We start from the raw sequence: 20,989 nt of genomic DNA on the forward strand, positions 1-20,989 counted from the left end.
CACCTTACTTAGCTTCTTCAATAAAGAAGTCGTTTAAATCATATAATATAATAAATTTCTTAAGCTGCTCTGAAGGCGATATTAACTTCAAAGTCGCCCCTTTGGCGGCAAATATACTGACTAACTCCAGTAAAAACGCCACACCAGCACTGTCGCAATATTCAATACCAGAGAGTTGCAAACATGCGGTATCTGGCTCCAAAATATTGCTTCGACCACTCCACAGCCGGATCACCGCATCCTGATCTAAACGACCCGATACGCTGCAATTATCCCCTTGCTGTTTAAATGTGGCCACTAGCTTTTTTTCTCGTTAGCGTCCAAATCAATATGCTGATTTGTCTTCTCTTTCAGCAAGTTAATCACTGATTCGATCCCTTGCTGACGCACAAGGTTGGTGATCTCCGATTGCTTCGATGATAACAAGCTAACGCCTTCGGCAATTAAGTCAAATGCTTTCCAAGTGCCATCTTTTAAGCGACGCGCCTTGAACTGTAACTTAATCGCAGGGCGACCCTGCTCGACAACCTGAATATTGACGCTGACAAACTTCTCACCGGCAAAGTCTTCGGCTCTGCCATATTCTACTGTTTGGTCAGTATACTCAGTAAATGCTTGGGCATAAGTCGAAATCAGATATCCTTTAAATGCTTCAACAAAGCGCTCGCGCTGGTCTTTAGTGGTATCACGTAGATACTGACCTAATACCTTATAAGAGGCATACTTATAATCAACATAAGGCATCAACTCTTCGGTCACGATCACCTTTAAATGATCAGGATCCGTTGCAATCAGCTTCTCATCTTGATGAAAGCGGGCAAAGGTCTTGTTAGCAACCTCTTCAACCATAGTAAAAGGGTTACTCTGGTCGATATCAATACTTGCCTCTGCATGAGCACTAACACTCAAATTAACACTAAGCAGTGCTATCATGGCTAACATTACGCTGCGATAAAAACCTTTAAACATCTTAAAATACTCCAACTACTTATTCTAAAAGGCTAATCCTTTTTGCCCATGCTATAAAGGAACTGGCCAATCAACTCTTCCAGCACTAAGGCAGAATGGGTATCTTCAATACGATCACCATCGGCTAACAGCTCAATATCGTCATCCATAAAACCAGGGGTTAACCCCAAAAACTGCTCGCCTAACAAACCTGAAGTTAAAATTGATAGGGTGCTGGTCTCAGGAAAATGCTGATAACGCTTATCCATAGCGATTGTTACAACAGGAACCAACTTTTCAGGATCTAGGGTGATTGCACTGACGCGACCAACCACGACGCCCCCGACCTTGACAGGAGAACGCACTTTGAGGCCACCAATATTATTAAACTTGGCATGCAGCGTATAACTGCTATCGCCGGATTTAACCTCAACATTGGCAACGTTAAATACTAATACTAGAAAGGCTGTCAATCCGGACAATAAAAATAGACCGACTAGAATCTCAATTTTCCTTGTCAACATAACTCATTTACCACTCTATTGAATAAATCTAAACAATAATTAACAACTAGGAACTCTCTCAATCATCATACAACTACTGACCAAACATTATCGCTGTCAGTAGGAAGTCCAACGCTAAAACAGCTAGGCTAGATTGTACTACCGTCTGAGTCGTCGCTCGACTAATCCCTTCCGGATTTGGAATAACATGGTAGCCACGATAAAGCGCTATCCATGTCACCACAACCGCAAACAGTAGGCTCTTAATCATGCAATTAACAATATCTTCTCGCCACTCAACTGATGCCTGAAGAATCGACCAGAAGCTACCGCTATCAATGCCTTTCCACTCAACACCGACTATGTGTCCGCCATAGATCCCCACAGCAGTAAACATCAATGCCAGTAATGGCAAGCTAATGACGCCAGCCCAAAAACGCGGCGCAATAATCTGCCTCAGTGGGTCAATCGCCATCATCTCAAGACTCGCCAGCTGCTCGGTACTCTTCATTAGGCCAAGCTCAGCCGTTAGCGCAGAGCCCGCTCGGCCAGCAAATAGCAGTGCCGTCACCACGGGGCCTAGCTCCCTTAATAAGCTTAGAGCAACCATGGGACCTAAACTTTCTTCGGTGCCAAAGCCCACTAAAATATTATAGCCCTGCAGCGCCAGTACCATGCCGATAAACAGGCCTGAAACTAAGATAATCACCATCGACTGTACGCCCACAACATACAGCTGCCTCAACAGCAGCGGTGCACCTTTTCGAAACCTAGGGCGATGTGCAATTGCGCCCCATAGCATCAAACCGGCTTTTCCTAGCCCAATCACAAATTCGATACTAGCCCTACCTAATCGAGCAATTTGATCAATCAAGCTCACGGAGTAGTTCCTTCTTATAATCTTCTGCTGGGTAGTGAAACGGTACCGGACCATCAGGCTCACCACCAATAAACTGTTTTAACTTTGGATCTTCTGACAAGCGCAGCTCTTCAGGTGTACCATGAGCGATAATGCGTTTATCCGCCAAAACATAAACATAGTCAGCAATACCAAGCACTTCGGCCACATCGTGTGAAACAACCACAGAGGTTAAGTTTAACGCATCTGAAAGCTCTCGAATAAGCTTCACCAACACCCCCATAGAGATGGGATCCTGACCCGCGAAGGGTTCATCGTAGAGGATCATCTCAGGCTCTAGCGCAATCGCTCGCGCCAACGCAGCTCTGCGCTGCATTCCGCCAGATAATTCTGTCGGCATCAATTGTGCCGCCCCTCTAAGCCCCACGGCTTCGAGTTTCATCAACACGATTCGGCGAATAATATCTTCCGGTAGACCAGAGTGCTCCCTGAGGGCAAAAGCAACATTGTCGAATACATTCATATCGGTAAACAGCGCGCCACTTTGAAACAGCATACTCATACGCTTACGCAGGGCAAACAACTCACTCCGGCTGCACTTATGTACATCGACACCGTCAAACTTTACAGAGCCGCTATCGGGGATTAACTGCCCACCAATAAGCTTAAGTAAGGTGGTTTTTCCGATCCCGCTTGGCCCCATAATCGCGGTAACTTTGCCCTGAGGTATCGACAGGCTGACGTCTTGAAAGATGACGCGTTCGCCGCGACTAAAGGTCATACCTTGAGTTTCAACCAATGTTTTGCGGATTTCAGTCATGCAAGTACCCTGCATCTAAATTATGGAAACTTCCATTTTCCGTACCGGAAAGGGAGAAATTGTACGTAATTGACTAAAGACGCACAACCAAATCAAGACTATCTCGCCTCAATACTTTCATTTTTATTCAATTACAGCGAAAATACGCGGCTATACCTCAAAATACTAAGAATCGATGTTATTTAATATTTTTATGTTAGTCGCAGGCTTAGGCGCCCTTGTTTGGAGTGCCGATAAGTTTGTTTATGGTGCTGCCGCCTTTGCTCGTAACCTTGGTTTACCGCCAATGCTTATTGGTTTAACGATTGTCGCTATGGGGAGTTCGGCCCCTGAAATGTTTGTTGCGGCCACCGCATCACTCGAAGGCATGACTGATACCGCAATTGGTAACGTCCTAGGTTCTAACATCGCTAACATCACATTAATTTTAGGTATTACAGCGCTGCTCGGAGCGATCTCAGTGAGTTCGCAGACACTCAAGCGCGAAATTCCAATGATGCTAGTCGCTACAGTGATTGTAGGTTATTTCCTGCATGATGGCTTTCTAACCCGTATCGAAGGCATCAGCTTATTAGTGATGTTTATTGGCTTAATGGGTTACCTAATTTGGCACGGATTAAACAGTAAAAACCGTGACGCCCTGGCTGTCGATGCTGAAAATGAAATTCCAGCTGATGTCCCTACCCGTAAAGCTATTTTATGGCTGATTATCGGTATGATACTGTTGCCACTATCCGCAGACTGGATGGTTCAGGGTGCAGTTGGGATAGCTAAAGCGTATCATTTGTCAGATTTAGTTATCGGTTTAACCATTATTGCCGTCGGTACTAGCCTACCGGAACTTGCCGCCTGTGTTGCCGGAGTCCTAAAAAAGGAAGATGATCTTGCGATCGGTAACATTGTTGGTTCAAACTTATTCAATATTCTAGCGGTTCTTGCTATACCTGGCATCATAGCGCCGGGCGCTGTAGATGCAGCAGCGAGTACACGTGACTTTTATATGGTACTTGCAACGAGCAGCGCACTTGCAATACTGATCTTATTATCTGGACGCGCCAGACAGCTAAAACCATGGCATGGCGTAGTATTACTTATTACATTTATCGCATATCAGGCATTACTCTTCCTATCATAGCAATGGGTGCGATACGTTAAGCAGCAATTTAAAGAGAGATCAATAAATGGTAGATGCAAATCAACTACGCCAATGGGGTACTAAGGTTATCGATATCGAGAAACAAGCACTCGATAATCTGTATCAGTACATCGACTCTTCAGAATTTGCCCAAGCTTGCCAATTAATATTGCAATGCACAGGTAAAGTTATCGTGATGGGCATGGGAAAATCGGGCCATATTGGCAACAAGATTTCAGCCACCTTGGCTAGTACAGGTACGCCTGCATTTTTCGTACACCCAGGAGAAGCCAGCCATGGCGACCTTGGCGTGCTCAGTGAAAACGATATCGTACTTGCGATTTCAAACTCGGGCGAGTCGAGTGAGATCTTAACCTTAATGCCAGTCATTAAGCGTATGGGACTGCCTATGATCTCTGTTACGGGTAAGCCTGACTCGAATATGGCGAAACTGGCTCAGCTACATCTTTGCATCGAAGTACCAGAAGAGGCCTGCCCGCTCGGGCTCGCACCGACATCAAGTACGACTGCAACCTTGGTAATGGGTGACGCTCTAGCCGTTGCATTATTGCAGGCTCGTGGCTTTACTCAAGATGACTTTGCACTGTCTCATCCTGGCGGTAGCCTAGGTCGTAAGCTACTACTTAAAGTCAGCGATGTTATGCATAAAGGTAATGAACTACCTAGCGTCCAAGATGATATCTGTATTACCGAAGCGCTATATGAGATCTCTAAAAAAGGTTTAGGTATGACGGCGGTCGTCGACTGCAACAACACCTTAGTCGGTATTTTCACCGATGGCGATCTACGCCGCGTTATCGATGCTGAAGTCAATTTAAGAACCACACCTATTGCAGAGGTGATGACTAAGGGCTGCGTCACGATTACTGATAATGTACTTGCAGCAGAAGCGTTAAAAGTCATGGATACTAAAAGTATTAATGGCTTAATCGTAATTAATGACAAACAACAGCCGGTTGGCGCACTAAACATGCTAGATATGGTTAAAGCGGGAGTAATTTAATATGTCCAAGCAAGGTTTATACGGCCCTATTAGCGATGATGTCTGGCAAGCTGCCAGCAAGATCAAACTGCTTATCTGTGATGTTGATGGTGTATTTTCCGACGGTCTGGTTTATATGAGCAACAGCGGTGAAGAGCTAAAAACATTCCATACTCGTGATGGTTATGGTGTGCGCTCAATATTATCGAGCGGTATCCAAGTCGCGATTATTACAGGCCGTAAATCACAAATCGTTGAAGACCGTTTTACCGCCCTTGGCGTCACACATATCTATCAAGGCGTCGACAATAAGCTGGCTCCCTATAACGAGCTACTCGCACTTTATAATGTCACTCCAGAAGAAGTCGCCTATATTGGAGATGATATGGTGGACTTACCGGTCATGCAAAAGGTGGGTCTTTCTGTCTGTGTGGTAGACGGTCACCCTTACGTGAAACAGCACGCCAAGATGACAACTCACATTAAAGGCGGCCACGGCGCCCTACGCGAGCTCACAGACTTACTACTATTAAGCCAAGACAAGTTTGATTCCGCCCATGGGATGAGTATATGAGCCGCGTTACCCTTGCGATAATCGCACTTTTTGGCACTGCACTTTTGCTCTATTGGCAAGTTCAGTCTAAAAAGAGCGAGCAAGAGCTGAGTATCGATACGAGTCAGCAACCCGATTATATTATCGATGATCTACGCAGTATCGAATATAACGAGTTAGGCTTCATTAATAGCGAAGTCACGGCCAAGCATATGGAGCACTATGATAGCGTCAACATGACCTATTTTACTGAGCCTGTTTATCTCATTTTCCCTGATGATGGCTTGGCTCAATGGCGACTAAAAAGTGACAAAGGCAGCCTTAATAAAGTGACTGGCAAGGTAACGCTAGAAAACAATGTTATTATCGACTCTATTAGCCCAGAAGAGCCGATACAGACGTTAAGCACCAGCTATTTAGATCTTGATTTGAATACTATGATTATGACGTCAGATGAAATTATCCACGTCACTGGCAACGAATTTGTCATTCAAGGTTTAGGCTTGTATGCCGACTTGAATGCCCAGAGCGTAAAACTAATCAGCCAAGTAGAAGGTATCTACCAAGCTAATTAACGCCCAACATATTGAACAATTTTACACTCGAGCTAGCTCAATAAAGTGCTTTAGCTGAGTAGAAGGACGCTATGAAATACAATCTATCTATCCTTGCAGGCCTTTTTTGCCTGCTAAGTTTCAGTTCTGTTGCTAAGGTCGATGATCTGCTGCAAGAAGTGAAAATTGCAGCCGCAAGCCAAGAAGCCGATATTAAGAATAATCAGGTTATCTTCTTTGGACCTGTCGAAGTGACCCAAGGCTCTATCAAGATGAATGCTGATAAACTGCGTGTTTTCTCAAAAGAAGATAAGAGCGGTAAAACCCTTGTGGCAACAGGCAACCCAGCCACCTATACCCAGATAATGGACGATGGACGCCCAGCAACGGCTAGCGCCAAAGAGATCCGTTACGAACTTGCGACGCGCACCCTGACCTTAGTCGGCGACGCGACTCTAGCGCAAGACGGTAGTCAGGTCACCGGTAATCGCATCAAGTACAACATTAGTTTACAACAACTTATCGCTGAAAGTTCAGGTAAAGGCGATGATAGAGTAATCACCATTATTCAGCCTGAAACCTATCAGGAAGAGAAACCAGAAACACCAGTGCAACAGCAGGAACAGCAGGAACAGCAGGAACAGCAATGAAGCAAATCACTTTAAGAGCGGTTAATCTTGCGAAGAGCTATAAAAATCGCGCTGTCGTACAAGATGTTAGTTTAACCGTAAAGACGGGTCAGATTGTCGGTTTACTTGGGCCAAACGGTGCAGGTAAAACAACCACGTTCTACATGGTGGTAGGCCTAGTACAGAGTGATAAGGGTAAGATCTTTATTGATGATGACGATCTTACACTCGATCCTATGCATCTGCGCGCTCGTAAAGGGATTGGTTATCTGCCTCAGGAAGCCAGTATTTTTAGAAAGTTGTCTGTGCGTGACAACATCATGGCGGTATTACAGACTCGCCATGACATCAATAACGAGCAACGTGAAGAACAACTTGAGCATCTGCTTGAAGAGTTCCATATCACTCATATTCGTGACAGCCAAGGTATGGCATTGTCAGGGGGTGAGCGCCGCCGTGTTGAAATTGCTAGAGCACTAGCGGCTAATCCAAAGTTTATCTTGTTAGACGAGCCATTTGCCGGTGTAGACCCGATTTCAGTTATCGATATCAAAAAGATTATTGAGCAACTTAAGAGTCGCGGCCTAGGTGTACTAATCACCGATCACAATGTTCGCGAAACATTAGATGTTTGTGAGCACGCTTACATCGTAAGCCACGGAAATCTCATTGCCGAAGGCACACCTGCCGAAATCTTGGACAACCAACAAGTTCGAGCTGTGTACTTAGGTGAACAATTCAGGCTATAGTTAATTCACAGTATGGAAGCTAAAAAACTCAATATGGAATTATTTCCACACAAAATCAAAGTATTGAGTTTTTGAGCAACCTTCGCCAGTTCAGCGAGCTTTAACGTTTAACTACAGTGTAGGGAATAGCGGTAAAATGAAAGCGTCACTCCAGCTCAAAATGGGTCAACAGCTCACCATGACTCCCCAGTTACAGCAGGCTATTCGCCTGTTACAACTGTCTTCTTTAGAGCTGCAACAAGAGATCCAACAAGCATTAGATTCTAATCCGCTACTGGAGTTAGATGAAGAGCAATCAGACGGCGACATGCTCAACGATGAAGACCAGTCTTCAAGTAACTCCGATAGTGAGCTAATCCAAGATAGCGCAAGCGTTGAAACCTCTGATGCCCTAACCCAAGACTCCATGCCCGATGAGCTACCGATGGATACCACTTGGGATGAAGTCTATACCGTCTCCTCGAACGCCAGCTCAGGCGTGAGTCGTGAAGATGATATGCCTTTTCAGGGTGAGACTAGCGAAGGATTATACGAGCACCTTGAATGGCAAAAGAATCTCACTCCATTTTCAGATAATGACCTTGCTATCGCGACTGCAATTATCGATGCAATCGACGAGCGGGGTTATTTAACTCAAAGCTGTGATGAGATCCTCGAAGCGATGGGCGACCCAGAGACTGAACTCGATGAGGTTGAGGCCGTTTTAAAACGGATTCAACATTTCGACCCTATCGGCGTTGCCGCGCGTAATCTAAGCGAATGTCTACTTATCCAACTTGCGCAGTATGCAGCCGATACTCCCCATATAGATAACGCTAGATTACTGATTAAAGACTATTTGGACCTTATTGCTGGCCGTGATTTTAGGCAGCTGATGCGTAAAACCAAGCTCAAAGAAGATGACCTGCGTGATGCTATCACACTGATCCAAACGCTCAATCCAAGACCTGGTCTCGCAATAGCCCGCAGTAAAGATGAATATGTCATCCCGGATGTGTCTGTTAGCAAGAAAAAAGGCCGCTGGGTGGTGGAGCTAAACCCTGACTATATGCCTAAGATTAATGTTAACCAGCATTACGCTTCTATGGCACGCAGCACGACTAATCAGGCCGATGGACAGTTTATTCGCGGCCACCTTCAAGAAGCAAAGTGGTTTATTAAGAGCCTTGAAAGCCGCAATGACACCTTATTAAAGGTAACAAATTGTATCGTTAAATTTCAGCAAGGCTTTTTTGAGTACGGCGAAGAAGCCATGAAACCTATGGTATTAAATGACATTGCCGAAGCCGTTGAAATGCATGAATCCACCATTTCACGGGTTACCACACAAAAATATATGCATACCCCAAGGGGTATTTTCGAACTCAAGTATTTCTTCTCGAGCCATGTCGGTACAGACGACGGCGGAGAGTGCTCATCTACAGCAATTAGGGCGTTTATTAAGAAGTTAGTCGCTGCTGAAAACCAGAAGAAACCATTAAGCGACAGCAAAATGGCCCAACTTCTGGCGGAACAAGGGATTAAAGTAGCTAGACGTACTATCGCGAAATACCGCGAAGCAATGCTGATCCCACCCTCAAACCAACGTAAGAGTTTATAACTCAAAATTAGGCACATGGAGGATCGATAATGCAAATCAACCTGACAGGACATCACATAGAAATTACCGCTTCACTGCGCGGCTATGTGGAAGATAAATTCACAAAGCTTGAACGACATTTCGATCAGATCAATAATGTGCACGTTATTTTGAATGTACAGAAAATGCAGCAGATTGCCGAGGCCAAAATCCACCTTAAAAAAGGGGAAGTATTTGCCACTTCGGAACACGCAGATATGTATGCTGCGATAGACTCCCTGATCGATAAGCTAGATCGTCAGGTTATTAAACACAAAGAGAAGCTGATTAAACACTAACGATGGAACTAAGTACCATCCTGCAGCCGGAGTGCACCACCTGCGCCACTCCGGGCAGTAAGAAAAAGGTACTGGAGCTAATCAGTGATATTGCTGCTGTCCAGTACCCTACCCTTTCTTCACAAGAAATTTTTGAAAGTCTCTTGGCGAGAGAAAAAATGGGTAGCACGGGTATAGGTAATGGTATAGCGATTCCTCATGGAAGGCTGGCAAATATAGACCGTCCCGTTGCAGTATTGGTTAAATGTGAAGTTCCTATCCCATTTGACGCAATCGATAAGCAGCCTGTCGATATCTTATTTGCTCTACTGGTGCCATCTGAACAGTGTGAGCAACATTTAGCGACACTGTCTTGTATGGCTGAAAAACTCAACGATAAAGCAGTTGTTAAGCAGTTGAGAAAAACCAGTAATGAATCGGAGCTATACCAAGTCATTACTCAGTAGCGTCTTACTCGGGTCTTTAAATTATTATCATTGTTCCAATGATGCATTGATGATTTAAAGACCTAAGTAATTATTACTGCAATATTATTTATTTTTTATTACCCACTCAAATTCTTGCTTTCAGCCTTAAAGACGTTAATCTATATACTTGTACAACATAATCACAAAATCCAAACATTTAGTTAAATCTCTATCAGGTAGTCATACGATGAAGCTTGTTTTAGTCTCAGGTCGCTCCGGTTCAGGAAAATCCGTTCTGTTAAGAATGCTAGAGGATCTCGGCTATTATTGTGTCGATAATCTGCCTCTGCCTATGATGGGCACACTACTCAAAGAGCTCTCTGGAAACACCAATCTTGTAGCGATCAGCGTCGATATCCGTAACCTACCAGAAAAAGAAAGCGAGCTTATTAAGCACCTAACCAACTTACCTGATGGAGTTGAGTTACTTAGCTTTTTCCTTAATTCTAGCGATGAAGTACTACTAAAACGCTATAACGAGACTCGTCGTCTACACCCTCTATCTCACGATAATGTATCGTTAAAAGAAGCAATTGAAATAGAAGGGCGTTCACTTGAGCCGCTAGCCAATATCGTCGACCACTATATCGATACCTCAACTCTCAACATCTATGATCTTAACGATCAGGTGCGTGAGATCTTGCTCGGTAACCTTGATAAAGAACTGATGATCAATTTTGAATCATTTGGATTTAAGCACGGCATGCCGACCGAAGCCGACTTTATGTTTGATGTTCGCTTTTTACCCAATCCCCATTGGGAACCAGACTTGCGCCCAATGACAGGACTCGATAAACCAGTACAAGACTTCTTAAATGAACGTCCTCGAGTCAATCAGTTTATTAAACAGATCGAAGATCTACTCGAGACTTGGTTACCTGACTTAGAGCGCAACAATCGCAGCTATCTCACCATAGCGATTGGCTGTACAGGTGGTCAACACCGCTCGGTTTACATTACCGAGCGCCTTGCAGCTCACTTCAAAGATGGCAAACATAAAATACAAGTCCGCCACCGAGAGCTAAAAAATGCCGACCATTGAACGTGAAGTCGCCATCTGCAATAAACTAGGTCTTCACGCCCGCGCAGCAACAAAACTGGTCGTACTCGCCTCTGAATTTGATGCCGAAATCACCATCATTCAAGGTGAGAAACAGGCTTCGGCGTCAAGTGTACTAGGCTTATTAATGTTAGAAACAGGCATGGGAAAAACGGTACAACTCCTTGCAACAGGAACCGACGCCAAAAAGGCACTCGATGCTATTTGCCAATTAATTGATGCCAAATTTGATGAAGATAATTAATAATTAATCATTCATTTCCTTAGTTATCACACACAAATCCCCAGCACTTAAGTTATTATAAGCGCCTTTAAAACTATCCAGTGAGGGAGCCATGCCGATTGAAGTCTTAGACAACGAAACAACTGACCAACGTCTCAATCAGCTGACTCAAGCATTAGGCAACGGTATGTTTGTCCATGTCCGCAACATGTTGCAGGATATGGCGGCATCGGACATTGCTTTTATTCTCGAATCTTCTCCACCTCGCACCCGTCAAGTGTTATGGCAACTGATTGACCAAGAACACACAGGTGAAATTCTTGACGAACTCGGTGAAGAGCTTAAAGACAGCCTGATCAAACAGATGAGTCCTGAGCGCGTTGCAAAAGCAGCCGAAAGCATGGACACCGATGACTTAGCCTATATTTTACGAAGCCTGCCTGACAGCATCTTTAACCAAGTTTTACAGTCGATGAGCAAGCAAGACCGAGTACGTGTCGAGCAAGCGCTGTCGTACCCTGATGACACCGCCGGTAGCCTGATGAACACCGATACGGTGACCTTAAGGCCTGACGTCAATATCGATGTGATTTTGCGCTATTTGCGGATCCGCGGTGAACTGCCTGATGCTACCGATATGCTGTATGTGGTCGATAAAAAAGACTGTGTTTTAGGTGGCGTACGTATCGCCGACCTGCTGACCTGTGATCCCAACGCCTCAGTGCGTGAAATCATGGTGTCAGATCTTGAAGCGATCCCTGTTGGTATGTCAGACAGCGAAGTCGCGCAGTTATTCGAACGACATGACTGGGTATCAGCACCGGTTATCGACGCTGACAACAAGCTGCTCGGCCGTATCACCATCGATGATGTGGTCGACGTTATTCGTGAAGATGCCGAACACTCGATGATGGGTATGGCGGGTATGGATGACGATACCGATACCTTTGGTCCGGTATTAAAGAGTACCTTCCGCCGCTCACTATGGCTAACCGTTAACTTGTTCGCTGCGCTGCTAGCCGCATCGGTCAGTAACATGTTCGAGGGTACGCTAGAGCAATTTGCGACTATCGCTATTTTGATGACCATTGTGCCTAGTATGGGTGGCGTTGCGGGTAACCAAACCTTAGCACTGGTTATTCGTGGTATTGCACTCGGCCAGATTGGTCAGAGTAACTCACGTTGGCTGATTGGTAAGGAACTCGCTATTGGCTTCCTAAATGGCCTTCTGTGGTCAGTTCTCGTCTTTGGCGCTGTATGGGCATGGAAAGGCGATATAGCGCTTGGTGCGCTTATTGGTGGCGCAATGCTTATCAATATGACTGTCGCAGGACTTGCTGGTGCCAGCATTCCGCTAATGCTAAAGAAAATGAACATTGACCCCGCACTCGCTGGCGGTATGGTACTAACTACGGTCACCGATGTTATCGGTCTATTTGCCTTCCTAGGTCTAGCAACCATTTTCTTGATGCACTAGTTACGATTTGTTGAATAAGTTAAAACAAAAGGCCGCTTTCGCGGCCTTTTTGCTGTCTAAGGCTTTAGCGGTGCATCAAATCCGTAGTCAGCAAGAATGGTTTGACCTGGCTCTGACAGAATAAACATCGCCAGCTTCCACGCATCGGCTTGAGCATCATCAAGCACAATTAAACCATAATTAGCCCCAACCGCTAACGGTGCAGGCATCTGCACCACTTGTAAGTCTTTGACCTCTTTCTGAGCCAGTACCGCATTGGTGCAATAGGTTAAAAACAGGTCGGCGCGTTTATTCTCCATCACCCAGCCATAGGTATTACGGCCTTTAGGTGCTTTAGCACTATTTTCACCGCCAGTGAGTTGCAAGGCTTTGGCTTCTAGCTTTGCAGTCGCGCCGGCTTGCAAGTGGTCAGCTTTAGCAAATATTTTCCACGCATAGTCACCAGAAGGGTCAGCTTTAGGTGTAGAGGTGCCTAATCGCACATTAGGATCAAGCATCGCAGCTAACACGCCCTCACTGTTGATATTGACGCTCGGCTGCGCTAGCGCGCACATCTGGTTGCGAGCAAACATCACCACACTGCCGCCCTTACCTTCAGCTTGTAATGCCAGTGGGTGTTTCATATTCGCAGAGGCAAACACGCCAACCTTGTCACCGTTTTCGATGCGCTTTCTAAGCAGCCCAGATGGCCCAAAATCAGCATGTACTTTTTGTGTTCCAACCTGCTGGTAGGCACTGACGATATCAGTCATGGCATTTTTTAAGCTGCCTGCCGCTCTTAGTTCAATTGGGTTAGCATTGGCCGCAAGTGGCAGAGTTAGCAGTGAAACGAAGAGCCATTTTTTCATCATTGTTTCCATTATCTGTATTAATCATTATCTAGATGAACTTACTTTAGGCAATGAAAAAGCATCTCTAGCCAAATAACAATACTTGCCTTTTAGCAAGTTAACTCTAGTTACTAACCCCGAGAGATCAATCACTACCTCAACTAACTGACAAGACAAAAAGTCCCAACACCGTCATATTTGTGCAACCATAAAGCATTGTTGTATAGAGCTTATGTAACTCAAACCCTATTCTACCTAGTATAAATGACAGCGATAAGTAGCCAGTTTAGGGCACAAAAAAAGCCACTCGAGCGTGGCTTTCATTTATCGCTGTAACTATTGCTGGTTACGCGTTTGGCATAGGGCTTAGAATAATCTCTACACGACGATTTTCAGCGCGCCCCTGCTTAGTTTGGTTAGAAGCGATAGGCTTTGACTCACCCATACCATGCGAGGCTACGCGTTGAGCAGGCACCTTATGGTTTGTTAGGTAGTTAGCCACCTCGCTAGCACGTACTTGAGACAATCTTAAGTTATAAGATTCCGCACCCGAGCTATCGGTATACCCCATCACATTAAGCTTGGTCTCATCATATTCAAGCGCTACCAGCACCACACTGTTTAACACTTGCTGGGCACGTTGACTTAAATCAGTTTGATCCACACCAAAGGTCACATCATTTGGCATGTTCAAAATAATATTATCCCCACTACGGGTAACGCTAACACCAGATGATTGTAGCAGCTTACGTAATTCAGCTTCCTGCACATCCATGTAATAGCCGATACCACCGCCCAATGCTGCGCCCGATGCTGCGCCGATCAACGCCCCTTTACCACGATCATTTTTGCTCGATGACGCTACCCCGATAGCCGCACCCGCGATTGCACCGATCAAGGCACCGTTAGTCGCTTTAGCATTTTGAGATTCATTAGTATAAGGATTGGTTACTTGGCAACCAGAAACCAACATGGTAGCAATTAGGCCACCAGCCAGAAAAGAACTACGTTTAACACACATTTTTACTACCCCTAACAGCCTTTGCCAGTAACAAAAGCGACCACAATTTTAAATCAGTATATAAAGCACGGTGAATTAGACAATGAAAATGCAACTGAGTGAGTTAAAAACAATCAAATATGGTTAATTCTATTCCACAAACTCCATTAACAAGTTGCACCAAACCTGTGCATGAATGCACCAATTTAAGTCGTTTACCGCAGTCGGTAGCGACCCAATCGAGTGCAGGCATATGTAACATGGTGAAAACAAACAATTAAAATCAATGTAAAAACTTGGCATGACTTAAGCATACTCACTATTGAGTATTCACTAGCAATAAAAATAATAACAAATCAAGGTTAGTGAATAACGACAGGGTCAAGCGATACAACCTTGCCATGGGAACTCCGTCACCACGCTCAAAGACGTCAAAACCACTGATGTTTTAACATTAGGAATTAAAAGAGAATGCCGATGGATACTATGAACCTTAACCTAAAAGTTATCAACGAAGTCAAAAATAACGGCCGCTTGTTATCGGACGTTGCTAAAGATTACGGACTGTCGACTAAAACCGTTTATCAAATTATTAATGAAAATGAGCGAGGTTCAAAAACAAGCTCCTTGCCCATTATGCAACAGACCAAACAACTCGCTTTACGTATAAAGCAGCTACTAGGTCGTCGCTAAATTTAACAGGCTGTACCCTGTTAAGCAGAGGCGGGAAACACTCATTTTCGCCCCAACGAAATCAAAAAATTAACGCGCTAACTCTATACAAATAAAATACGCTTAATGTGATTTTCGCCTCTGCACCCCATCTTAAGTTCAATAGCGACTATTGGAATGTGGTCAGTCGGTAACCTAGTGATTCGGTATCGTCAGGGTTTAACACCATGGTGTAGTTACCCGCCTGACTAAACTGCACTACAGCTGACTGATACAGCAGAGTTAAGGTGCCATGTTCATCTTTAAATACCACACTTATTTCATAGTCATCTGACGGCAAACTTATGCTACTCAGCTCGGTAAACTCAACCCCTGTTAACTTATATTCGGCCGACTCAATAGTTTCACTCGAGCGCACAAAATAGATCATCAATTCCTCAAACTCCGGCACAAGATTAGCTAAGCTGATCTGATGCTCAAACGCTCTTGGTCGATGATCATGGGTGATCGTCATACCCTTTGCTTCACCTAACTCATCCTCATAAACCACAATGGTTTTACTCTCATCTTGGTTAAAGGTGATCAGCAGGTTATTGGCCAATACTTGGTTACTTGCACTGTTAGTAATAGTAACGCCGTAGTCGTTGTAACCTATCTCTTTAAACTCAGTAAGTTGACTCTGCTCAAGCTCGTATAGATACTGCGACTCCTGATTACTGACTAGCTCAGCATCGATCATGTCGGTATTATTGAGTCCATTAAAAACGCGATACTCTGCATTTGCATCAATATTGACATAGGGATCCGGCGTGCCGGTTGAGTCGACATTATCGACCGTGATCTTAGGCTGCCCTGGACCAAAACTGTTGCGAATAATGAGCTTGTATACCGTGTTATCAGTTAGCTCCATTGCCGCCGTGGTAAACACGGGCTCAGCCTTACCACTTTCGGTGAGATACAGTACATACTCACCAGTATCAAACATCTGCTCATCGCTGTGGTCTTTATAGCTAATGGAGTCCAGCATGACCGCCGAACTAAACGCCTCTCCCTGTTTGCCAAAGTACAGGTCAAAGCTAGATTCTCCCATCGCAGCATGGGCGATTAACACCTGCATCTTGCTGTAGTCACCACTTTCATCACTATTGAGTGCATCCATCTCGCTGCGGCTGTAGACGATATCGACTAATTCAGGCTCACTATAATCGCCCACTAACATAAAAAGATGGTTGTCAGCATCGCTCAGCTCTATCGTCGATTGATAGATACTCAGCTCATCGCCTTGAGCATCGAAGCCACTGATCTCAAGCTCGGTTGTTCCCGTCCCGTACTCATATCTAGGCAGAGAGTCGGCAAAGCTCACCTCTGAATAGGCATAATCATCGAGTACCAGCGCAGTCGAGGTGCTGTTTGCCGATCCGTTGTAATACTGGATATAGCTACCACTGCTGGTAGATTCACTGTCATCAGAACTGCAGGCGACTGCTGTCGCCATCACTGCTGATATGCCGATATAACGCCATGGTGTTTGTTTCATCTATCTTCCTTAATTAATTCGCAATATGTGCACCTCTTATGACCTAAAATTTACGTCAAGAACTGTCAGATAATGAAATAAACGGCAAGGATATGAATAGCTTTGTAAATGAGTGCAAGATAAATATCGTCTGTTGCTTTGTGACTTCAATAAAAAAGCGACCCTCTTTGGGTCGCTTATCATTTATCTAAACACTGGAGTAGAGGCTAACTCGCTAATAGCACTCTGAACTGCCTAGAGAGTTTTTTATCATCTTGGCGACCATACTTAATAAGCAGATCCTCTCGGCCATCGCCATTGAGATCATCGCTGATTAACATGTTGCCATCCACCGGCAGCAGCAAGTGATGCTTCTCGGGATCGGAGCCAAATAGGCGCTTTCCTGTTTGGCCCAAATAGATCTTTAGCGTCGACTCATCTTCCGACAGTAAAAGATCCTTAAAGCCATCGCCATTAACATCCGCAAGCTTAACCACTGGAGTGCCCGCTTGCCCAGAACTGAAGCTAAAGCTGAGCTCAACTTCCTTTGTCACATTGGAGTCATCACTAAAGCGACCGCTAGGATCCATCTTAAACAGGTGCACATCTTGATCGATACTGCCCGAGAGTAACGCACCTATAATTTGCGACACGCCAATATCAAACCCCGCCACCATCACTTCATCCCTGTCATCGCTATCGATATCGATAAACTCTAAGCCAGTGAGTGTACCTTCGGCTTTAATCACACTGCTCGCTACCTTGGGAAAAACCAAAGCGCCTTTTTGGTTCTCACCGAGGTAGATCTCATAATCATTCACCCTGTCGAATACACCACTGCTTTTGGTGTAACGGATCACCATATCGGTCACCCCATCGGCATTAAGATCTTTAAGCTGCTCCACCTTACGATAAACCAGCTCACTCTGATCCAACTGCTCACCGTAGGCATCGCGCTTGTTCCACCAGTCGATGCCACTGATAGGCTGGCGTACCGAGATATACTCGGCAACCTGATCGAAGTCTTTAGTTTGATTCTGCTTATAGACCTCTAACTCCCCCTCACCAATCTTCACGATATCCACCAAGCCATCGAGGTTAATATCACTGATATAGAGTTTAGATTGGGTATAGGTGGCACCATCATCAAACAGGCGAGACTGCGGTTTTATCGGTAGGGTTTGACGTTCAAAGCCTTGCTCTTTAGCCAAAAATAGATGTAGCTGATTAAAGTCATGGATCAAGATATCGTCGAGGCGATCACCATTAAGATCCTGAATAAACTCACCGCGGCTGATGAAGTCTGGCCGCTCTTTAAAAGATAACGAATTAATCTCCGCCACCGTTTCAATGTATAGCTTAGAGCTATTCTCCTTGCTGACTAAGAGCTTGAGCTCATCTTGAGAAAGGAAATACAACTGCTGCTGTTTGCCAGGCACGAACTCTGTGATGTCAAAGCTGTGTAGCTCTTGAGGAAGCCCTCGCTTCATTGCAAGTCGGTATCGCCCCTTTTCAAACGCATAGATAGCCATCCAGCGCTGACTCAAATCATCGACACCAAATACCACGAGCTCTTTGCCCGGTTCAGGCAGTAAATCAGCAGCAATGATGGGATGAGTCAGCTCAAAAGGGGCATCGATTGTCATTTCAGTAAAGCTTAACGATGCCTCGGAGACCGCTCGAGCGGATAGTGGTAATGTCGAAGCAGCCAGCAGACAAAAAACACCACCTCCAATTAAAGCCGATCTCATATTGAAGAACTTCATGTTAACCACCTCATCCATAAATACACTAGAGAGTGAAACTAGCGGTTTTCTAGCCGAAGTAAAACCACTGGTTAACAGTTTGTAACATAAGCCCAGTATTTTGAGCATTATTCAAGAGTAACGGCTCGATAGGTCCAGCGATTAGCGCCAAACCAGTTAATGATGAGTCCAGCCAATATGCCGAGACCAAAGCTTATTGACCCATTTTATGACAGATCGCGTTCGCGATGCGTCGGCTAAAAATGACCGTCAGATGCAGAATAATCACAAAACTTTTATTTTCGGCAATATGCCAAAAAGAGCTGGAGCTGGGCACAATAGTAAAGTCGATCGGCGTCCAATAAGAGTAGAGCTTCACCTTAGCTAAAGCAGCTTCAGACTCCGCAAGCTCAGTCAGAAAAGCACTGTTAGGCCTTAACTGCCTAATGCCTTTTGAGGGATAGGGCAGATAAGCTAAGTAACTGCCGTTATGAGGTGTAGATAGACTAAAGAAATGGCTGACTCGCCGAGCGCCTCCTAGGTACTGCAGGTAATAACGTCCGGTAATGCCGCCCATACTAAAGCCCACTAGCACTATCTGTTCAGCACAACCAAACCTGCTGTCGATCTGCTGACGTAAATTCTCGGCCGCATGCTCTATACCGTGGCGGCCGTCAAATGGGCTAATCGTTGGAGTAAAGCATTCATGACCAGAGGCTTGTAGTCGCTTTTGCAACCAGCGCATTACATGTCCAGTATTAAAGATGCCATGTACCAATACAACTTTCATATACCCTCAGCTGATAACAAAGACTCCTGTTTATTTCTGCGCCAAATTCAAACGAGAGTCAAATTAAATCCATGCGGAGCCTCTATTGTAGCCTCCCTTTGCCAGGAGAATTTCCCTATCTTACATTCAAGATTGAGGGTATTTATTGGTGCATTTTTGCTATCATTAGCGCCGTCACCTCTGACAGTATTTCAAATGAGCCTAATATTTATGTCGATCACTACATCGGACCCAGCAGCTATACCTCTTTCTCAAGCATTGACCCAAGCCATTGCTAAGCGTGCAGCGTTTCTAAAGCAAGCAGAGACACAAGATACCGATTGCTACCGTGTATTTCACGGTACCGTAGAGGGTTGTAATGGGCTCAATATTGATCGTTACGGCAATGCTTGGCTCATCCAAACCTTTCACCAATCTCTGACTCAAGAAGAGCTTGATGATATTCGCCAGCAACTGGAACAACTTGCGCCTTTGCCTGTGATCTACAACGATCGCTCAGACAAGAACTCTCGAGTATTAAACCACTTATCAGAAGAGCTACAGAGCTTTGCCACTAGCGAACAGCAGATGCAAGAAAATGGCATCCAGTTTACCAGCAAGTTACGCCATGAAGGCCAAGACCCGCTGCTCTTTTTAGATATGCGTATTGGTCGTGAATATGTCGCGGCAAATAGCCAAGACAAGAGCGTATTAAACTTATTCTCCTATACCTGCGGTATTGGTACAGCTGCAGCAGTCGGCGGCGCTAAGCGCGTCGTCAATGTCGACTTTTCCTCATTTGCCTTAGCGGCGGGTCGTAAGAATGCGGCGTTAAACCAAGCTGAAGATGTATGTGAGTTTATTCAAAGTGATGCCTTTCCAGCACTTAGACAACTTGCAGGACTTAAAGTGGGCGGGCGTCGCAATCAAAAGCTCCCCTCTTACCCTAAGCTGAGTGCAACCGAATTTGATCTAGTGTTTCTCGACCCTCCAAGATACGCCAAGAGCCCCTTTGGTATTGTCGATCTGGTCAATGACTATCAGAGTCTGTTTAAGCCAGCATTACTGACCACCAAAGCCGGTGGCACAATTGTCTGCTGCAACAATGTCGCCAAAGTCGATCGCAATGCATGGTTTGACAGCTTAGTGCGCTGCGTCGAGAAACAGGGGCGCTCAGTCACCCAAGTGACTTGGTTAGACTGCCACAACGATTTCCCATCATTTGACGGTAATCACCCACTGAAGATAGTGGCACTACAGTTAAGCTAACCCGCTTTAGGCAAGATTAGAAATCGTTGCAAAAAAAGCTTCAAACAGTAAAAAGGCGGCCAACAAACCCGCCTTTTTAACCATCTATTAACCACCAAGCCCCCAAAGGACTATAAACAACAGTTAACACCAGCCGATAAACCTAAATCTTTTACGACAAAACGACTTAGAAACCAGTGTCACCACGACCATAAAAACCCGCCTAAATTAAGCAAAGACGAATAAAAGTTTAACGCATAAAAATCAGCCATATAGAAACAAAGTAATCTAAAAAATAGTTTTTTATTTCTT

The 20,989-nt window shown here is 44.9% G+C and carries 24 protein-coding genes; 14 read left to right on the plus strand and 10 right to left on the minus strand.

Translation table 11 applies throughout. The features are described from left to right. Window positions 1-4: 4 nt before the first annotated feature. The 5 genes from SHAL_RS19100 to mlaF all read right to left on the minus strand — a co-directional run bounded on the left by SHAL_RS19100 (window position 5) and on the right by mlaF (window position 3,130). Window positions 5-298 (minus strand): STAS domain-containing protein, encoded by a 294-nt coding sequence (locus SHAL_RS19100; RefSeq protein ID WP_012278752.1) that lies wholly within the window; start codon window positions 296-298, stop codon window positions 5-7. Next, on the minus strand, window positions 298-969 hold the full coding sequence (locus SHAL_RS19105) for an MlaC/ttg2D family ABC transporter substrate-binding protein (protein WP_012278753.1): 672 nt from the start codon (window positions 967-969) through the stop codon (window positions 298-300). Before SHAL_RS19105 ends, SHAL_RS19100 begins: the two co-directional genes overlap by 1 nt. A gap of 32 nt (window positions 970-1,001) precedes the next feature. Next, a complete protein-coding gene (gene mlaD / locus SHAL_RS19110) occupies window positions 1,002-1,472 on the minus strand; it encodes an outer membrane lipid asymmetry maintenance protein MlaD (protein WP_012278754.1) in 471 nt (156 codons plus the stop codon). Between the two features lie 73 nt (window positions 1,473-1,545). Continuing rightward, complete coding sequence (gene mlaE / locus SHAL_RS19115; RefSeq protein ID WP_012278755.1) at window positions 1,546-2,331, minus strand: lipid asymmetry maintenance ABC transporter permease subunit MlaE; 786 nt, start codon at window positions 2,329-2,331, stop codon at window positions 1,546-1,548. Next, entirely contained in the window at window positions 2,318-3,130 is an 813-nt protein-coding gene (gene mlaF / locus SHAL_RS19120) for a phospholipid ABC transporter ATP-binding protein MlaF (protein WP_012278756.1), read from the minus strand. The genes mlaE and mlaF overlap by 14 nt, the downstream gene beginning before the upstream one ends. Before the next feature lie 175 nt (window positions 3,131-3,305). Here mlaF and SHAL_RS19125 point away from each other — a divergent pair, with 175 nt between their 5' ends. The 12 genes from SHAL_RS19125 (at window position 3,306) to mgtE (ending at window position 12,897) form a co-directional block, all read left to right on the plus strand. Further along, window positions 3,306-4,265 (plus strand): calcium/sodium antiporter, encoded by a 960-nt coding sequence (locus SHAL_RS19125; RefSeq protein ID WP_012278757.1) that lies wholly within the window; start codon window positions 3,306-3,308, stop codon window positions 4,263-4,265. Between the two features lie 46 nt (window positions 4,266-4,311). Continuing rightward, on the plus strand, window positions 4,312-5,289 hold the full coding sequence (locus tag SHAL_RS19130) for a KpsF/GutQ family sugar-phosphate isomerase (protein ID WP_012278758.1): 978 nt from the start codon (window positions 4,312-4,314) through the stop codon (window positions 5,287-5,289). Window position 5,290: 1 nt separating this feature from the next. Continuing rightward, window positions 5,291-5,842: a 3-deoxy-manno-octulosonate-8-phosphatase KdsC gene (gene kdsC, locus SHAL_RS19135; RefSeq protein WP_012278759.1), complete on the plus strand. Its 552-nt coding sequence runs from the start codon at window positions 5,291-5,293 to the stop codon at window positions 5,840-5,842. Then, on the plus strand, window positions 5,839-6,396 hold the full coding sequence (gene lptC / locus SHAL_RS19140) for an LPS export ABC transporter periplasmic protein LptC (RefSeq protein WP_012278760.1): 558 nt from the start codon (window positions 5,839-5,841) through the stop codon (window positions 6,394-6,396). The genes kdsC and lptC overlap by 4 nt, the downstream gene beginning before the upstream one ends. A 71-nt stretch (window positions 6,397-6,467) precedes the next feature. Next, window positions 6,468-7,025, plus strand: a complete 558-nt coding sequence (gene lptA, locus SHAL_RS19145) for a lipopolysaccharide transport periplasmic protein LptA (protein WP_012278761.1) — start codon at window positions 6,468-6,470, stop codon at window positions 7,023-7,025. Next, on the plus strand, window positions 7,022-7,753 hold the full coding sequence (lptB, locus tag SHAL_RS19150) for an LPS export ABC transporter ATP-binding protein (protein ID WP_012278762.1): 732 nt from the start codon (window positions 7,022-7,024) through the stop codon (window positions 7,751-7,753). Before lptA ends, lptB begins: the two co-directional genes overlap by 4 nt. Before the next feature lie 136 nt (window positions 7,754-7,889). Next, entirely contained in the window at window positions 7,890-9,353 is a 1,464-nt protein-coding gene (locus tag SHAL_RS19155) for an RNA polymerase factor sigma-54 (protein ID WP_012278763.1), read from the plus strand. A gap of 29 nt (window positions 9,354-9,382) precedes the next feature. After that, a complete protein-coding gene (gene hpf / locus SHAL_RS19160) occupies window positions 9,383-9,670 on the plus strand; it encodes a ribosome hibernation promoting factor (protein ID WP_012278764.1) in 288 nt (95 codons plus the stop codon). Window positions 9,671-9,672: 2 nt separating this feature from the next. Next, window positions 9,673-10,116, plus strand: coding sequence for a PTS IIA-like nitrogen regulatory protein PtsN (gene ptsN, locus SHAL_RS19165; protein ID WP_012278765.1), 444 nt, complete (start codon window positions 9,673-9,675; stop codon window positions 10,114-10,116). Window positions 10,117-10,324: 208 nt separating this feature from the next. Then, window positions 10,325-11,179 (plus strand): RNase adapter RapZ, encoded by an 855-nt coding sequence (gene rapZ, locus SHAL_RS19170; protein ID WP_012278766.1) that lies wholly within the window; start codon window positions 10,325-10,327, stop codon window positions 11,177-11,179. Continuing rightward, a complete protein-coding gene (locus tag SHAL_RS19175) occupies window positions 11,166-11,441 on the plus strand; it encodes an HPr family phosphocarrier protein (protein ID WP_012278767.1) in 276 nt (91 codons plus the stop codon). The genes rapZ and SHAL_RS19175 overlap by 14 nt, the downstream gene beginning before the upstream one ends. Before the next feature lie 91 nt (window positions 11,442-11,532). Further along, a complete protein-coding gene (gene mgtE, locus SHAL_RS19180) occupies window positions 11,533-12,897 on the plus strand; it encodes a magnesium transporter (protein WP_012278768.1) in 1,365 nt (454 codons plus the stop codon). Between the two features lie 56 nt (window positions 12,898-12,953). On the opposite strand, the gene SHAL_RS19185 is transcribed toward mgtE, so the two are convergent. Both SHAL_RS19185 and SHAL_RS19190 read right to left on the minus strand, forming a co-directional pair. Further along, window positions 12,954-13,757 (minus strand): molybdate ABC transporter substrate-binding protein, encoded by an 804-nt coding sequence (locus tag SHAL_RS19185; RefSeq protein ID WP_012278769.1) that lies wholly within the window; start codon window positions 13,755-13,757, stop codon window positions 12,954-12,956. 316 nt (window positions 13,758-14,073) lie between these two features. After that, window positions 14,074-14,748, minus strand: a complete 675-nt coding sequence (locus SHAL_RS19190; protein ID WP_012278770.1) for a YiaD family glycine zipper/OmpA-like lipoprotein — start codon at window positions 14,746-14,748, stop codon at window positions 14,074-14,076. 456 nt (window positions 14,749-15,204) lie between these two features. Between SHAL_RS19190 and SHAL_RS19195 the strand changes: the two genes are divergently transcribed. Further along, complete coding sequence (locus SHAL_RS19195; RefSeq protein ID WP_041416125.1) at window positions 15,205-15,420, plus strand: hypothetical protein; 216 nt, start codon at window positions 15,205-15,207, stop codon at window positions 15,418-15,420. Between the two features lie 148 nt (window positions 15,421-15,568). On the opposite strand, the gene SHAL_RS19200 is transcribed toward SHAL_RS19195, so the two are convergent. The 3 genes from SHAL_RS19200 to SHAL_RS19210 form a co-directional block, all read right to left on the minus strand. Beyond that, entirely contained in the window at window positions 15,569-16,936 is a 1,368-nt protein-coding gene (locus SHAL_RS19200) for a hypothetical protein (protein WP_012278772.1), read from the minus strand. A gap of 206 nt (window positions 16,937-17,142) precedes the next feature. Further along, the gene (locus tag SHAL_RS19205) at window positions 17,143-18,681 is read right to left on the minus strand and encodes an FG-GAP repeat domain-containing protein (RefSeq protein ID WP_012278773.1); all 1,539 of its coding nucleotides are present in this window, start codon (window positions 18,679-18,681) and stop codon (window positions 17,143-17,145) included. Between the two features lie 193 nt (window positions 18,682-18,874). Then, window positions 18,875-19,450, minus strand: a complete 576-nt coding sequence (locus SHAL_RS19210; protein ID WP_012278774.1) for an esterase/lipase family protein — start codon at window positions 19,448-19,450, stop codon at window positions 18,875-18,877. Between the two features lie 210 nt (window positions 19,451-19,660). On the opposite strand from SHAL_RS19210, the gene SHAL_RS19215 reads away from it, so the two are divergent. Next, window positions 19,661-20,698 (plus strand): class I SAM-dependent rRNA methyltransferase, encoded by a 1,038-nt coding sequence (locus SHAL_RS19215; protein WP_049763891.1) that lies wholly within the window; start codon window positions 19,661-19,663, stop codon window positions 20,696-20,698. Window positions 20,699-20,989: the final 291 nt, after the last annotated feature.

Source organism: Shewanella halifaxensis HAW-EB4 (assembly GCF_000019185.1).
GTDB classification, from domain to species: Bacteria; Pseudomonadota; Gammaproteobacteria; order Enterobacterales; family Shewanellaceae; genus Shewanella; species Shewanella halifaxensis.

Excerpts from the sequence above, each read along its gene's own strand:
- SHAL_RS19105 (WP_012278753.1), bottom strand. The coding sequence starts at position 969 with ATGTTTAAAGGTTTTTATCGCAGCGTAATGTTAGCCATGATAGCACTG.
- mlaD (WP_012278754.1), bottom strand. The coding sequence starts at position 1,472 with ATGTTGACAAGGAAAATTGAGATTCTAGTCGGTCTATTTTTATTGTCC.
- mlaF (WP_012278756.1), bottom strand. The coding sequence starts at position 3,130 with ATGACTGAAATCCGCAAAACATTGGTTGAAACTCAAGGTATGACCTTT.
- SHAL_RS19125 (WP_012278757.1), top strand. The coding sequence starts at position 3,306 with ATGTTATTTAATATTTTTATGTTAGTCGCAGGCTTAGGCGCCCTTGTT.
- SHAL_RS19130 (WP_012278758.1), top strand. The coding sequence starts at position 4,312 with ATGGTAGATGCAAATCAACTACGCCAATGGGGTACTAAGGTTATCGAT.
- kdsC (WP_012278759.1), top strand. The coding sequence starts at position 5,291 with ATGTCCAAGCAAGGTTTATACGGCCCTATTAGCGATGATGTCTGGCAA.
- lptC (WP_012278760.1), top strand. The coding sequence starts at position 5,839 with ATGAGCCGCGTTACCCTTGCGATAATCGCACTTTTTGGCACTGCACTT.
- lptA (WP_012278761.1), top strand. The coding sequence starts at position 6,468 with ATGAAATACAATCTATCTATCCTTGCAGGCCTTTTTTGCCTGCTAAGT.
- lptB (WP_012278762.1), top strand. The coding sequence starts at position 7,022 with ATGAAGCAAATCACTTTAAGAGCGGTTAATCTTGCGAAGAGCTATAAA.
- SHAL_RS19155 (WP_012278763.1), top strand. The coding sequence starts at position 7,890 with ATGAAAGCGTCACTCCAGCTCAAAATGGGTCAACAGCTCACCATGACT.
- hpf (WP_012278764.1), top strand. The coding sequence starts at position 9,383 with ATGCAAATCAACCTGACAGGACATCACATAGAAATTACCGCTTCACTG.
- ptsN (WP_012278765.1), top strand. The coding sequence starts at position 9,673 with ATGGAACTAAGTACCATCCTGCAGCCGGAGTGCACCACCTGCGCCACT.
- rapZ (WP_012278766.1), top strand. The coding sequence starts at position 10,325 with ATGAAGCTTGTTTTAGTCTCAGGTCGCTCCGGTTCAGGAAAATCCGTT.
- SHAL_RS19175 (WP_012278767.1), top strand. The coding sequence starts at position 11,166 with ATGCCGACCATTGAACGTGAAGTCGCCATCTGCAATAAACTAGGTCTT.
- mgtE (WP_012278768.1), top strand. The coding sequence starts at position 11,533 with ATGCCGATTGAAGTCTTAGACAACGAAACAACTGACCAACGTCTCAAT.
- SHAL_RS19185 (WP_012278769.1), bottom strand. The coding sequence starts at position 13,757 with ATGGAAACAATGATGAAAAAATGGCTCTTCGTTTCACTGCTAACTCTG.
- SHAL_RS19190 (WP_012278770.1), bottom strand. The coding sequence starts at position 14,748 with ATGTGTGTTAAACGTAGTTCTTTTCTGGCTGGTGGCCTAATTGCTACC.
- SHAL_RS19195 (WP_041416125.1), top strand. The coding sequence starts at position 15,205 with ATGGATACTATGAACCTTAACCTAAAAGTTATCAACGAAGTCAAAAAT.
- SHAL_RS19200 (WP_012278772.1), bottom strand. The coding sequence starts at position 16,936 with ATGAAACAAACACCATGGCGTTATATCGGCATATCAGCAGTGATGGCG.
- SHAL_RS19205 (WP_012278773.1), bottom strand. The coding sequence starts at position 18,681 with ATGAAGTTCTTCAATATGAGATCGGCTTTAATTGGAGGTGGTGTTTTT.
- SHAL_RS19210 (WP_012278774.1), bottom strand. The coding sequence starts at position 19,450 with ATGAAAGTTGTATTGGTACATGGCATCTTTAATACTGGACATGTAATG.
- SHAL_RS19215 (WP_049763891.1), top strand. The coding sequence starts at position 19,661 with ATGTCGATCACTACATCGGACCCAGCAGCTATACCTCTTTCTCAAGCA.